The following is a 13,245-nucleotide window of genomic DNA, read 5'->3' as shown; positions in this document are numbered from 1 at the left end:
GATCAAGGCTTCTTCATGGCTCCGTCACAAGTGCGTCGTGTCGCGGACATGGATCACGCCTAACGGCACAGGTCCAAAGCCTTGCGTACTAAGGGGATAGTCGATGCGCGTGCTCCACACCACCTTGCTCATGACCGCCGTCAGCGGCTTGGCCCTCAGCGCCGGCCTCGCTCGCGCCGCCGAGGCCGAGGCCAACGAGGCCGCCCAGGTCGAACAGGTCATCGTCACCGCCCAGAAGCGCGAGCAGAAGACCCTCGACGTGCCGATCGCCCTGACCGCCTATTCGGGCGCGATGCTCGAGAAGCTGGGCATCCAGGAGTTCGAGGAACTGGGCCAGTTCGTGCCCGGCTTCGACGTCCAGAACCAGTCGCCGAACAACCCCGGCTTCGTGATGCGCGGCGTCACCTCCGACTCCGGCGAGGCCACCAACGAGCCGCGCGTCTCGGTCTATCAGGACGGGGTCTCGGTCTCCAAGTCGCGCGGCTCCTACACCGAACTGTTCGACCTGGAGCGCGTCGAGGTGGCCAAGGGGCCGCAGTCGACCTTGTACGGCCGCGGCGCTCTGATCGGCGCGGTCAACATCATCCAGGCCAAGGCCAAGCACGAGCAGGACTGGAACGCCAAGGTCGAGGCCGGCAACTACGGCTACTGGATGGGCGAGGCCATGATCAACATGCCGCTGACCGACAGCCTGGCGGTCCGCCTGTCGGGCCGGGTCAAGCAGCGTGACGGCTATGTGAAAAACCTGCTGGACGGCGAGGACTTCAACTCCACCGACACCAAGGCCGTGCGCCTGGCGATCAACTACGCCCCGACCGACCGCTTCACGCTGGACCTGATCTACAACTACGAGGTCGACAAGCCGTCGGGCACCTCGTTCAAGTCGCTGACCTACGCCCCCACCGACCCGACGACCGGCGCGGTGATCGGCGACCTGGGCCGTAATTCGGGCGCGACCCTGGCCACGGTGGCCGGCTTCGAGAACGACCAGAAGCTGGGCCTGAACCGCCGCCTGTGGAGCCTGACCGGCCTGGCCAGCTACAAGATCAGCGACAGCCTGATCCTGAGCTCGACCTCGGCCTATCGCTACTTCACCGGCGAGGAGGTCTTCGACGCCGACGGTTTCTCGCTGCCGCTGTTCACCTTCGCCGAGGACGCCAAGGGCAAGTCGGCCAGCCAGGAATTCCGCCTCAACTACGACGCCGGCGGCAAGATCTCCGCCTTCGGCGGCGTCAGCTATTTCTGGGAAGACGGTTCGCAGCGCGTGCCGCTGCTGATCAATGAAAAGGCCGTGGCGCTGTTCCTGACGGGCAAGCTGCCGGTCCCCAACGGCCTGTCCATGCCGGTTATCAACGCAGCGGCCCCGGCCGCCCTGTCGTCCACCCACCTGGAAAGCTCGACCAACTACGGCAAGACCGAGTCGTACGACGCCTTTGCGGACGTCACCTTCCACGCCACCGACAAGCTCGAGCTGGCGGCCGGCCTGCGCTATACCTATGACGACAAGGAAAGCGGCTACAGCTCGTTCTACAACGGCCCGTCGCTGATCGTCAGCACGCCGGCGACCGGCCCGCGCGGCCTGATCGTCCAGCCGACCGCGGGCGGCCTGGCCCAGTACAAGGGTTTCACCGACTCCGGCACGACCTATCGCCTGGTCGCGCGCTACGCCGTGACCGACAACGCCAACATCTACGGCTCGGTCTCGAGCGGCCGCCGTCCGAAGGTGGTCTCGGCGGGAACGCCGTCGACGCCGAACGGCGCGGTGAACTTCACCTCCGTCGCCGCCGAAGACGTCACGTCCTACGAGATCGGCGCCAAGGGCGCGCTGCTGGACAATCGCCTGACGCTGGAAGGCGCGATCTACCGCTACGACTACAGCAACTTCCAGACCAGCATCCGCAACCCCGCCAACCCAACGCAGTTCATCTCGGCTAGCGCGGGCGAGGCCAAGGCGACCGGCTTCGAGGGTCAGGCGACCTTCCAGGTCACGTCGGGAGCCTCGCTGTTCGCGACTTACGGCTATAACCACGCCCGGTTCGGTTCGGGCCGGTTCGAAGGCAACCGCTTTCGTCTGTCGCCGGACCATTCGGTGTCGATCGGCGCCAACCTGACGGCGACGGTCCTGGGCGGCCGCCTGACCGCCGTGCCGACCTACACCTGGCAATCGTCGCAATTCTTCGACAACAACAACGACATCTCCAGCCTGCAGTCGACCACGGGAACCCTCAAGGACACGGTGCAGGACGAGAAGCAGAAGGCCTTCGGCCTGGCCAACCTGCGCGTGACCTATGAGCCCGACGGCCGCAACTTCGCGGTGGGGGCCTTCGTCAACAATGTGTTCGACGAGAAGTACATCAAGGACGCCGGCAACACCGGCGACGCGTTCGGCATCCCGACCTTCATCGGCGGCGAGCCGCGCTTCTACGGCGTGTCGTTCTCGGTCAAGCACTAGACGAGGCGCGGGGACGCGCCACGCGCGTCCCCGCCTTCGGGTTACTTCCCGGTCGCCTCTTCCTCGCGTCCGGCGATCGAGCCGTCCGTGAACAGGTATTTCTTCAGTTGCATGTCGGTCTCCGGATCGCTGCGACGCAGCCATTCCAGCACCATGGCCGCGTGCTCCAGCTCCTCGCGGGCGTTGTGCAGCAGGATCTTGCGCAGTTCCGGATCGTCGCAGTCGTCCGCGCGCTGACGATACCAGTCCACCGCCTCCAGCTCCTCGATCAACGAGGTGATGGCGTAGTGCTGGTTCAAGGTCTTGCCGCGCAGCTTTTCACGCGGGACGTGAAGGCCTTCACTGGACATGCATCGTCATCCTGCTGTTGTGTTTGAGGGCTAACGCACGAGAACGCCAAGCGGCGCCGTGAGCCTTCGGGGAGATGAGCATGACCATCGACAGACGCAAAGCCCTAGCGCTCTTCGGACTGGGCGGCGTGGGCGTGGCGGGCGAGGGTCTGGCGGCGGCGCCGCGGGCGCCGTTCGCCGGCCGGGTCGCATTCCTGCACGGCGTCGCCTCGGGCGATCCGCTGGACGACCGGGTGGTGCTGTGGACGCGGGCCACGGCCGAGGCCACGACCGCCCCGATCGCCGTGCGCTGGGACGTCGCGACCGATCCGGCCTTCAAGACCGTTGTCCGACAGGGTCAGGCCACGGCGATCGCGGCCCGCGACCATACGGTCAAGGTCGACGTCACCGGCCTCAAGCCGGCGACCGACTACTACTACCGCTTCCGGCACGTAAAGAACGGCAAGCCGACCGGCAAGGGCGTCAGCGGCCGGACCCGCACCTTGCCCCGAGGCGAAACCCGCGACGTGGTGCTGGCCGTGGCCTCGTGCGCCCTCTATCCGAACGGCTATTTCAACGCCTATGACGCCATCGCCAAGCTGCCGCGCGTCGACGCCGTGCTGCACCTGGGCGACTACATCTACGAATACGGCGCCGCGCCGGACGACTACGGCATGGCCTCGCCGACCGCCAAGACCCGCGTGCCCGATCCGCCGCGCGAAATCCTCAGCCTGGAGGACTATCGCCGCCGCCACGCCCTCTACAAGACCGACCCCGCCCTGCAGGCCGCCCATGCCCGCGCGCCGTGGATCGTGGTCTGGGACGACCACGAGACCGCCGACAACAGCTGGCTGGCCGGGGCCGAGAACCATCAACCCGCGACCGAGGGCGACTGGGCCAAGCGCAAGGCCGCGGGCATAAAGGCCTATTACGAGTGGATGCCGATCCGAGAGCCGGCGGCCGGGGCTCTGCCCGAAGCGTCGTGGCGTCGGTTCCAGTTCGGCGACGTCGCGACCCTGCTGATGACCGAGACCCGGCTGACGGCCCGCAGCCACCAGCTGGACTATGGCCACGACCTCGCGATCAAGGACGGTAAGCCCGACTTCGCCGCCTTCGCCGCCAAACTCGCCGACCCGGATCGGCGAATGATGGGCCAGGGCCAGGAGCAGTGGCTGAGCCGCGAGGTCGACGCCTCGACCAAGGCCGGCACGGCCTGGCAGGTGCTGGGCAACCAGGTGGTCATGGCTCGGGTGGTTCCGCCCGACCTGAAGGCGACCATGGGCGACCAGGCCTACGGCGCCCTGCTGGCCAAGCTGCCCGACTATGTCGCCAAGCCGGTCGAGCAGAGCCGCGGCCTCTCCCTGGCCGGCGCGCCCGGCAATCTGGACGCCTGGGACGGCTATCCGGCCGACCGGGCCCGGGTCTATGACATCTTCAAGGCCGGCAAGGCGCGACCGATCGTGCTGGCCGGCGACAGCCACGCCTTCTGGGTCAACGAGCTGTGGGACGACGCCGGGACCACCCGTGTGGCGGCCGAGTTCGGCGTCACCTCGGTGACGTCGCCAGGCTATGCCGACTACCTGCCCGGCGCGCCGCTGGACCAGGCCTATGTGGCGCGCAACAAGGAGGTGAAGTTCACCGACCAAGGCGCCAAGGGCTTCCTGCTGCTGACCCTCGAACACGGCCGGGCGACGGGTGAGCTGATCGCCGTCTCGACGATCCTGGAGCCGACGTACCAGACCCGGGTGCTGAAACGGTTCGTGGTCACGCCCGGCGATGAGGGCGGGGTGAAGGCGCTGGCGGAGGGATAGGCCTGGGGGCTTGGCCCTTGACCTTTCTCGCCACAACCGCTCCCCTCAAACAAACGTTCGGAAAGCGGACGTTCGGGAGAGACGCGCCATGGCCTACAAACCCTTCGACCTGACCGGCCGCGTGGCCCTGGTCACCGGCGGCAATCGCGGCATCGGTCTGGGGATGGCCGGCGCCCTGGCCCAGGCCGGGGCCGACATCGTCATCTGGGGCTCCAACGCCGAGCGCAACCAGGCCGCCGAGATCGAGCTGCTCAAGCACGGGACCCGGGTGAAGGCTCAGGTGGTCGATGTCTCCCAAGAGGATCAGTCCGCGAGGGCATTGACGAGGCCGTGGTCGCCATGGGCCGGATCGACAGCGTGTTCGCCAACGCCGGGGTCGGCTATGGCGCGCCCAGCTTCGTGGAGATGAAGACCGAGACCTATCGCAAGATCCTGGCGGTCAATCTGGACGGGGTGTTCTTCACCTTCCGCGAGGCCTGCCGCCACATGGTCGAGCGGGCCAAGGGCGGCGATCCGGGCGGCTCGATCGTCGGCGTCGCCTCGCTGGCCGCCATCGAGGGCGCGGCCCGCAACCAGGCCTATGCGGCCACCAAGGGGGCGGTGATCTCGATGATGAAGTCGGTCGCCGTCGAGCACGCTCGCTACGGCGTGCGGGCCAACGCCATCCTGCCCGGCTGGATCGCCACCGACATGACCCAGGGCGCGCAGGACAATCCGGCCTTCGCCGAAAAGGTTATCCCCCGCGTGCCGGCCCGGCGCTGGGGCGAGCCGGCCGACTTCGGCGGCATCGCCGTGTATCTGGCTTCAGGGGCGTCCAGCTACCACTCGGGAGACACCTTCGTGATCGACGGGGCCTATTCGATCTTCTGAGGCGGGATGAAAGCTGGACGGCATGGTCCAGAAAATCCCCATAGAAACAAGGGACTTGCGGAACTGGCGGGCCGATGAGAAGCTTTCCCTGTCGACAGGCTGGGCATCAGACCCGGGCGTCGCCAGAGGAAACGACAGATGACGCCGCAAGACATCGTGGGCCTGGCCCCGCCCAGAGGCATGCTGGCCCTGATCGCGATGATCCTGACCTCAATGGCGGCCTGCTTCTGGACGTCGGAAGCCGAGGCCCAGCCGCAAGCCCTGCAGCGGGACTAGTCCATAAAATTCACTCATCCCGGCTTTCGCCGAGAAGAGCGGAAATGGGCGAACTGACCTCGCGGCACGCTTGCCGTCCGCGCTCAAGCGCCCACCCTTCCGAAAAACGGGAGGACCACCATGACCCTGCATACTCCGCTGTGCGATCTGCTCGGCGTCGAGCATCCGATCCTGTTGGCCGGCATGGGCGGGGTTTCCTACGCCGAATTGACGGCGGCCGTGTCCAACGCCGGCGGCTATGGCGTGCTGGGCATGGCCGGAACCAGCCCCGACTTCATCCGCCTGCAGATGGCCCAGGTCCGAGACCTGACCGACAAGCCGTTCGGCGTCGACCTGCTGGCCGCCACGCCCGACGCCCTGACCGCCTCGGTCGACGCGATCATCGAGGGCGGCGCCTCGTCCTTCGTCGCCGGCTTGGGCGTGCCCCTGCCGATCATCGAGCGGCTAAAGGGGGCAGGGCTGAAGGTCATGGTCGTCTGCGGCGCGGTCAAGCACGCCGTCAAGGCCCAGCAGGCCAGCTGCGACGCGGTGATCTGCCAGGGCGGCGAAGGCGGCGGCCACACCGGCCTGGTCGGGACCCTGCCGCTGGTCGCCCAGGCGGTGGACGCCGTCGACATCCCGGTGGTCGCGGCCGGCGGCCTCTATGATGGCCGCGGCCTGGCCGCGGCCCTGGCCCTGGGCGCCCAAGGCGTCTGGATGGGCACACGGTTCATCGCCTCGATCGAAGCCCATGCCGGCGACCTCTATCGCCAGGCGGTGCTGGAGGCGGCCGACGAGGACACGATCCGCACCCGCTCGTATTCCGGCAAGCCGATGCGTGTGCGCAAGAACGCCTGGGTCGATGACTGGGAAGCGCGGCCGGGCGATATCCAACCCTTCCCGCAACAGGCTATCGCCTCGATCCAGGCCGGAGCCATGGGCGGCATCGGCGGCCAGATCGAGGGGTTGGACCCCGATCGGTCCTGCTTCGCCATGGGACAGAGCGCCGGGGGGATCCGGGAGGTGCTGCCGGCCGGGGAAATCGTGCGCCGGATCATGAGCGAGGCCGAGGCGGCGATCGGGCGTACCGCGGCGCTAGTGGCTCACTGACTTGCCCCCACCTGGCGGCTTCGCCGCCTGTCCGCCCCCATAGGGGGCGGAGGAATTCCGCGCACGGCGTCCTCTTCCCCCTGTGGGGGAAGACGGTCGCGAAGCGACCCGTAGGGGGCAAGTGTTCGCTGCACTGACCCTTACGTCTTCACCTCCGGCAGCATCCGCTGGAAGTGCGCCTCGACCTGCGCATGGCACTCGCACGCCCGGCGCTCCAGCCTCGGCTGATCCAGGATCTCGATCCGCCCGCGCCCCGTGCGGATCAGCCCCTCGTCCTGCAGGGCCTTGGCCACGGCGGTGACGGTGGTGCGCTGCACGCCCAGCATGTCGGCCAGAGTCTCCTGGGTCAGGCGGATCGTGGCCTCGTTGGCCCGATCGTGGGTCGACAGCAACCAGCGGCACATGCGCTGGTCGATGCTGTGCAAGGCGTTGCAGGCCGAGGACTGCATCATCTGGGCCAACAGCACGTCGGCGTAGCGGGCGAACAGGTCGCCCAGGGCCGGCGAGCGCAGCTTGGCCTCTTCCAGCCTGGCCGTGGGGATGCTGAGGGCGGAACCTGGAATGCGGACCACGGCGCGGCCGTAGGCGGGCTTGAAGCCGGCGCTGACGATGCCGCCGATGGCCCCCTCGCGGCCGATCGAGGCGACCTCGATCTCGTCGCCGTCGCGGGTGACGACCAGCAACGAGGCCATGGTCGAATAGCAGGGCAGGACGGTGCTGACGACGTCCTCGCCGGCCTCGAACAGGGTCTGGCCGACGGCCAGGGTCATCGGCGACAGGTGCGGCGTCAGCATCGCCAGATCGTTGGGGCGCAGGGCGGCCAGCAGGCGGTTGCCCGCGCAGCCCTGGGGCAGCGCGCCGCTCACGACGGCCATTTCAGCGGTGTCGGCCATGTTCGCCTCCTGGAGGACAGCCAAGCTTTTTCCCTGACAAAGCGCGCGACGGGGCGATGAGTTTCCAATCGACGCCATTGCTTGGAGCGCCGGTCCCTGTTGGTGGCGATAGCGATGGGCGCCGCGTCTTTGGCCGATGGTGTTGCAGGCGGATCAAGGGGGCTGCAAAGCAGGCCCGATGATGATGGGGGCGTGTTCAGCTCAACAGGGTCGGCTGATGGAGCTGTCCGGTGTCGTCTTGGAGGTGCATGCGGACCGGAAGGCCCACGCCCGTGACCTGTTCGGCCAGGCGTCTGGCCGCGCTCTCGGCCTGTCGGCGCGTGGCGTAGGCCCCGACCCGAAGTTGGTCGCCGATGATGGCCCAGGTTTCTCCCACGCGGACGACCCCGTAATGCACTTCAGCCATGATGACCTCCCTGCGCGCGTTGTTCCCACGTTATCCACAGGAGGGTCGCTCCAATCCATGGCCTTCGCAAGGCCTGTTGGAGTCTTTTGTGCATCCGCACGGTTCTCCTGGGCGCGAAACGGTGACAGGGGCGCCCGCAATGGCGATAGTGCGGCCATGAACCGCCTATCGCTCAACGTCTTGCTCGCCTTCGTCGTCCTGAGCGCAGGCAGGGCCGCCCTGGCCCAGGACCGGGCTCCGGCGGAGCGTCAGACCCTGCTCGACCTGGCCTTCACCCTGGGCGAAAGCCACGCGCTGCGGCAGGTCTGCGAGGGGGGCGACGACCAGTACTGGCGCTCGCGCATGGTCCGGCTGACCGAGGTGGAAAAGGCCGACCAGGCCTTCGACGTGCAGCTGCGCGAGCGGTTCAACGCCGGCTTCGCCGCCCGTCAGGACGCGTTCCCCGGCTGCGACGACGCCAGCCGCCAAGCCGAGCAGCGGACGGCCCGCAAGGGCCAGGCCCTGGCGGCCACGCTGTCCCGGTCGATGGTGACCCAGGCGCCGCCGCAAGCGTTGCAAGACCAAGCAGCGCCGGAAACCGTGGCGGACCGCTGAGCCACGCGCTAGGGTCTCTTCCATCGGTTGTGGGAGGCTTTCGAAGTGCTGTCTTACCTTGTTCCGCTGGTGCTTGTGGCCCTGGCGATCTTCGTAGTCGTCAATGTCATCAAGATCGTGCCCCAGGGGCGTGAATTCACCGTCGAACGGTTCGGCCGCTACACCCGCACGCTGAAGCCCGGCATCAGCATCTTGACCCCGTTCGTCGAGAGCATCGGCCGGCGGGTGAACATGATGGAGCAGGTGCTCGACGTGCCCCAGCAGGAGGTCATCACCAAGGACAACGTCTCGGTGAAGGTCGACGCGATCGTCTTCATCCAGGTGATGGAGGCCTCGCAAGCCGCCTATCGGGTCGACAATCTGATGTACGCCATCACCCAGCTGACCCAGACCAACCTGCGCACCGTGGTCGGGTCGATGGAGCTGGACGAGGTGCTCAGCCAGCGCGACCTGATCAACACCCGGCTGCTGGCCACCATCGACCACGCCACCAACCCCTGGGGGGTCAAGGTGGCGCGCATCGAGATCAAGGACCTGACGCCGCCGGCCGACATCACCAACGCCATGGCCCGGCAGATGAAGGCCGAGCGCGAGCGCCGCGCCGTGATCACCGAGGCCGAGGGCGAGAAGCAGGCCCAGATCGCCCGCGCAGAGGGCCAGAAGCAGTCGGCCATCCTGCAGGCCGAGGGCCGGCGCGAAGCCGCCTTCCGCGACGCCGAGGCCCGCGAGCGGGAAGCCGAGGCCGAGGCCAAGGCGACGGCCTTCGTCTCGGAGGCGATCTCCAAGGGCGACGTCAACGCCATCAACTACTTCATCGCCCAGAAGTACGTCGAAGCCTTCGGCGACCTGGCCCGCTCGCCCAACGCTAAGACCGTGATCGTGCCCGCCGACTTCGCCGGCCTGACCGGCACGGTGGCCGGCGTCGCCGAGCTGGTGAAGACCTTGGGCGGCAACGACGCGCCGCGCGCCGCCGTCCCGCCGTCTCCTAAGCGCGGAGCCTGATCCCATGCACGGCCTGATGCTGTTCTACGCCGCCCATCCGTTCTGGGTCTGGCTGGCGGTCGCGGCCATCTTCCTGGCGGTCGAGGTGGCCACCGGCACCGGCTGGCTGCTGTGGCCGGCCGCCAGCGCCATGCTGGTGGGTCTGCTGACCCTGGCCGTGAAGCCGGGCCTGCCGGTCGAGCTGGGCCTGTTCGCGGCGCTGACCATCGCCTCGACCTATTTTGCGCGCCGGTTCCTGCGGCCGGTGCTGGAGGCCCATAACGCCGACCTCAACGATCCGTCGCTGCGCCTGGTCGGCCGCGACGGCCAGGTGCTGGACGGCTTCCAGAACGGCAAGGGCCGGGTGTTCGTCGACGGCAAGGAATGGGCGGCCGTCGTGGCGGACGGCGAGCCGCCGGCGGCCGGACAAAAGGTGCTGGTCGTGGCCGTCGACGGCGCGGTGCTGACGGTTAGGTGACCTATCGCGCCAAGGCTGGGGACACGCACATGTGCATGTCCCCATTTAGGGCTACACCTTCAGCCGATACCCCGTCTTGAACACCGCCCACACCGCCGTCAGACAGGCGGCCAGGAAGCACAGCGTCGCGCCGAAGCTGACGATCGGGTTCAGGTCCGACACCCCGTAGAAGCTCCAGCGGAAGCCGCTGACCAGATAGACCACCGGGTTGAACAGCGTGATCTTCTGCCAGATCGGCGGCAGCATGCTGATCGAATAGAAGCTGCCGCCCAGGAAGGTCAGGGGGGTGACCACCAGCATCGGCACGATCTGCAGCTTCTGGAAGTCGGTCGCCCAGACCCCGATCACGAAGCCGAACAGGCTGAAGGTCACGGCCGTCAGCACCAGGAAGCCCAGCATCCAGAACGGGTGGACGATCTCGTAGGGCACGAAGACCCGAGCCGTGGCCAGGATCAGCAGGCCCAGGCACACCGACTTGGTCGCCGCGGCCCCGACATAGCCGATCACCGTCTCGATCCACGACACCGGCGCCGACAGCAGCTCATAGATCGTGCCGGCCCATTTGGGCATGTAGATGCCGAACGAGGCGTTGGAGATGCTCTCACCCAGGAGCGACAGCATGATCAGGCCCGGGATGATGAAGGCGGCGTAGCTGACCCCGTCGATCGACTGCATGCGCGAGCCGATCGCCGAGCCGAACACCACGAAATACAGGCTGGTCGTCAGCACCGGTCCGATCACGCTCTGGGCCAGGGTGCGGAACCAGCGGGCCATCTCGAAACGATAGATGGACTTGATGGCGTGAATGTTCATTTGCCGTCCCTCACCAGGCTGACGAAAATCTCTTCCAGCGAGGATTGGCTGGTGTGCAGGTCCTTGAAGTCGACGCCCTCTTCGGAGAGCCGCCGCAGCAGGCCGGCGATGCCGGTCTCCTCGGCCTGGGCGTCGAAGGTGTAGACCAGCTCGTGGCCGTCGGCGGCCAGTTCAAGGGCGTAGTCGGACAGTTTGGCGGGGATGGCCTCCAGCGGGCTCTGCAGCTGCAAGGTCAGCTGTTTCTTGCCCAGCTTGCGCATCAGCACGTCCTTGTCCTCGACCAGGATGATCTCGCCCTTGCTGATCACCCCGATCCGGTCGGCCATGTCCTCGGCCTCCTCGATATAGTGGGTCGTCAGGATGATGGTGACGCCGCTCTCGCGCAGGCCTCGGACCATCTCCCACATGTCGCGGCGCAGCTCGACATCGACGCCGGCGGTGGGCTCGTCCAGGAACAGGATGGTCGGCTCGTGGCTCAGGGCCTTGGCGATCATCACCCGCCGCTTCATGCCGCCCGACAGCGTCATGATCTTGGCGTCCTTCTTGTCCCACAGCGACAGGTCGCGCAGCACCTTTTCGATATAGGCGTCGTTTCGAGGCTTGCCGAACAGGCCGCGGCTGAACCGCGTCGTGGCCCAGACGGTCTCGAAGGCATCGGTGCTCAGCTCCTGAGGCACCAGACCGATCTTGGTCCGCGCGGCGCGGTAGTCCTTGATCACGTCGTGACCGTCGGCGCTGACTGTCCCGGTGCTGGGATTGACGATGCCGCAGATGATGCTGATCAGCGTGGTCTTGCCGGCCCCGTTGGGACCCAGCAGGGCGAAGATCTCGCCCTTCTTGATCTCGAGGTCGATGGTCTTCAGGGCCTGATGGCCGGAAGCATAGGTCTTGGTCAGACCGGAAACGGAAATGATCGCCATGGGGCCCCTGGTGAGCGGCCGTCCCTCCTGGAACCTGAGCCGCCTGAGCCAGATGGGGCGGAAGCGCGGACTTGGCTAGGGCTGATGAAGGATATGAGCAGAAGTTTGCGCTGCGCGCGGCGCGCTTGGCGACCTTTACCGGCGCAGGGCCGCATGTTACGGCCAAGCTTGGGGGCAATTCATATGTTGACGGTTTTTCTCTTGTGCGCCCTGGCGCCTGCCAGTTTTGGCCAGGTTGACGCGGGTGGCCCGTCCCCGCCGGCTGCGCAACAAGCCCCGCCTTTGGCGTCCCCCGCTCCGCAAATGCTGCGACTGGCCGCTGGAACCCAGGTCGAAGTCGAGCTCGTCGATCATCTGAGCTCCAGCACCAACAAACTGGGCGACAGGTTCACGATCCGCCTCGCGCAGCCGATTTCCATCCAGGGCGTCGACATCGTGGCCGCGGGGGCCACGGGCCAGGGCGAAGTCATCGACGCCGCCCGGGCTGGAATGGGCGGCAAGCAAGGCAAGCTGATTATCTCGGCCCGCTATCTGGATCTGAACGGACGACAAGTCCGCGTTCGCGGGATGACCTTCCTGGCCGCGGGCAAGAGCCGCGTCGACCTGGCGACGGGGGTGTTGCTAGTGCCCTATGCGGGCGTCGCGGCGGTGCTCATCCAAGGCGGAGAGATCGAAATGCCCGCGGGCGCGCGGGCCACGGTTCGGCTGGCTGAAGACCTGGAACTGCCGGTCAGCGCGACGACTCCATCAACGACTGTAGAAACAGGGAAGTTTCAGTGAAAAAGTCTGTGCTCGCGGCTGGGGCCGCTCTCTCGCTTGTGTTTGGCGCCTCGGCCTTCGCCCAGGAAGCGCCGCAAAGCGCGCCTGCGGCGGCTCCGGAAGCCGCTATCGCTCCGGCTCCCGAAGCGGCTCCCGTTCCCGCCCCGGAAGCGGCGCCTGCGGCCAGCCCGTCCGGCATGGGACGCATCTACTTCTTCCGACCGGGCCGCCTTTCCGGTGCGATCTACACCTATCACATCGTCGAGGTGGGCGATGATGGCAAGCCGGCCAAGGGTGCGGCCGAGCTGGGCGATCTGCCGAACGGCGGCGCGTTCACCATCGAGGTCGAGCCGGGCATTCACAGCTACAACATCACGGGCCCGATGGCGGTCAACAAGGCCGAAGATCGGCTGCGGTTGGAGGTCGAGCCGGGCGAGACCTATTACGCCGAGCAAACGGTGCGCATGGGCATGGTGACAAGCGGCTTCCGCTTGGTGCCGGCCGACGAAGCTCGGTTCAAGAGCTCGAAGGTCAAGCTGGACAAGGGCAAAAAGAAGTAGCTTCGGCAGTCCGA

Annotated in this window: 14 protein-coding genes and 1 pseudogene; 10 read left to right on the top strand and 5 right to left on the bottom strand. The window is 67.1% G+C overall.

Annotated elements, in window-relative coordinates:
* The first annotated feature begins 103 nt into the window (after positions 1-103).
* The gene (locus WAL33_RS13535; RefSeq protein ID WP_422182066.1) at positions 104-2,452 is read left to right on the top strand and encodes a TonB-dependent receptor; all 2,349 of its coding nucleotides are present in this window, start codon (positions 104-106) and stop codon (positions 2,450-2,452) included.
* Between the two features lie 41 nt (positions 2,453-2,493).
* Here WAL33_RS13535 and WAL33_RS13530 read toward each other — a convergent pair whose 3' ends face one another.
* The gene (locus WAL33_RS13530; protein WP_422182065.1) at positions 2,494-2,802 is read right to left on the bottom strand and encodes a ferritin family protein; all 309 of its coding nucleotides are present in this window, start codon (positions 2,800-2,802) and stop codon (positions 2,494-2,496) included.
* An 80-nt stretch (positions 2,803-2,882) separates the two neighbouring features.
* On the opposite strand from WAL33_RS13530, the gene WAL33_RS13525 reads away from it, so the two are divergent.
* The 4 genes and pseudogenes from WAL33_RS13525 (at position 2,883) to WAL33_RS13510 (ending at position 6,827) form a co-directional block, all read left to right on the top strand.
* Complete coding sequence (locus tag WAL33_RS13525; protein WP_422182064.1) at positions 2,883-4,592, top strand: alkaline phosphatase D family protein; 1,710 nt, start codon at positions 2,883-2,885, stop codon at positions 4,590-4,592.
* Between the two features lie 88 nt (positions 4,593-4,680).
* Positions 4,681-5,462 (top strand): annotated as a pseudogene (locus WAL33_RS13520) (SDR family NAD(P)-dependent oxidoreductase).
* A gap of 138 nt (positions 5,463-5,600) precedes the next feature.
* Complete coding sequence (locus WAL33_RS13515; RefSeq protein ID WP_422182063.1) at positions 5,601-5,738, top strand: hypothetical protein; 138 nt, start codon at positions 5,601-5,603, stop codon at positions 5,736-5,738.
* A gap of 120 nt (positions 5,739-5,858) precedes the next feature.
* Entirely contained in the window at positions 5,859-6,827 is a 969-nt protein-coding gene (locus tag WAL33_RS13510; protein WP_422182062.1) for an NAD(P)H-dependent flavin oxidoreductase, read from the top strand.
* A gap of 140 nt (positions 6,828-6,967) precedes the next feature.
* On the opposite strand, the gene WAL33_RS13505 is transcribed toward WAL33_RS13510, so the two are convergent.
* Both WAL33_RS13505 and WAL33_RS13500 read right to left on the bottom strand, forming a co-directional pair.
* Positions 6,968-7,720 carry a Crp/Fnr family transcriptional regulator gene (locus WAL33_RS13505; RefSeq protein ID WP_422182061.1) on the bottom strand — a complete coding sequence of 251 codons (753 nt, stop codon included), beginning with the start codon at positions 7,718-7,720 and terminating at the stop codon, positions 6,968-6,970.
* 196 nt (positions 7,721-7,916) lie between these two features.
* Positions 7,917-8,126 carry a hypothetical protein gene (locus tag WAL33_RS13500; protein ID WP_422182060.1) on the bottom strand — a complete coding sequence of 70 codons (210 nt, stop codon included), beginning with the start codon at positions 8,124-8,126 and terminating at the stop codon, positions 7,917-7,919.
* A 156-nt stretch (positions 8,127-8,282) separates the two neighbouring features.
* Between WAL33_RS13500 and WAL33_RS13495 the strand changes: the two genes are divergently transcribed.
* From WAL33_RS13495 to WAL33_RS13485, 3 genes are read left to right on the top strand one after another with little or no spacing between them, the layout of a single operon-like run.
* Positions 8,283-8,720 carry a TIGR02301 family protein gene (locus tag WAL33_RS13495; RefSeq protein WP_422182059.1) on the top strand — a complete coding sequence of 146 codons (438 nt, stop codon included), beginning with the start codon at positions 8,283-8,285 and terminating at the stop codon, positions 8,718-8,720.
* Between the two features lie 48 nt (positions 8,721-8,768).
* On the top strand, positions 8,769-9,722 hold the full coding sequence (locus WAL33_RS13490) for an SPFH domain-containing protein (protein WP_422182071.1): 954 nt from the start codon (positions 8,769-8,771) through the stop codon (positions 9,720-9,722).
* A 4-nt stretch (positions 9,723-9,726) separates the two neighbouring features.
* On the top strand, positions 9,727-10,179 hold the full coding sequence (locus WAL33_RS13485) for an NfeD family protein (protein ID WP_422182058.1): 453 nt from the start codon (positions 9,727-9,729) through the stop codon (positions 10,177-10,179).
* A gap of 51 nt (positions 10,180-10,230) precedes the next feature.
* Here the strand turns inward: WAL33_RS13485 and WAL33_RS13480 are convergent, their stop codons facing one another.
* On the bottom strand, positions 10,231-10,992 hold the full coding sequence (locus WAL33_RS13480) for an ABC transporter permease (RefSeq protein ID WP_422182057.1): 762 nt from the start codon (positions 10,990-10,992) through the stop codon (positions 10,231-10,233).
* On the bottom strand, positions 10,989-11,912 hold the full coding sequence (locus WAL33_RS13475) for an ABC transporter ATP-binding protein (RefSeq protein WP_422182056.1): 924 nt from the start codon (positions 11,910-11,912) through the stop codon (positions 10,989-10,991). Before WAL33_RS13475 ends, WAL33_RS13480 begins: the two co-directional genes overlap by 4 nt.
* 303 nt (positions 11,913-12,215) lie before the next feature.
* Between WAL33_RS13475 and WAL33_RS13470 the strand changes: the two genes are divergently transcribed.
* Together WAL33_RS13470 and WAL33_RS13465 are read left to right on the top strand one after the other, a co-directional pair.
* The gene (locus WAL33_RS13470) at positions 12,216-12,692 is read left to right on the top strand and encodes a hypothetical protein (protein WP_422182055.1); all 477 of its coding nucleotides are present in this window, start codon (positions 12,216-12,218) and stop codon (positions 12,690-12,692) included.
* The gene (locus WAL33_RS13465; RefSeq protein WP_422182054.1) at positions 12,689-13,231 is read left to right on the top strand and encodes a hypothetical protein; all 543 of its coding nucleotides are present in this window, start codon (positions 12,689-12,691) and stop codon (positions 13,229-13,231) included. The genes WAL33_RS13470 and WAL33_RS13465 overlap by 4 nt, the downstream gene beginning before the upstream one ends.
* Positions 13,232-13,245 lie beyond the last annotated feature (14 nt).

The organism is Caulobacter sp. (assembly GCF_049283275.1).
Classification (GTDB): Bacteria; Pseudomonadota; Alphaproteobacteria; order Caulobacterales; family Caulobacteraceae; genus Caulobacter.
This window is presented reverse-complemented; position numbering and strand designations above follow the sequence as displayed.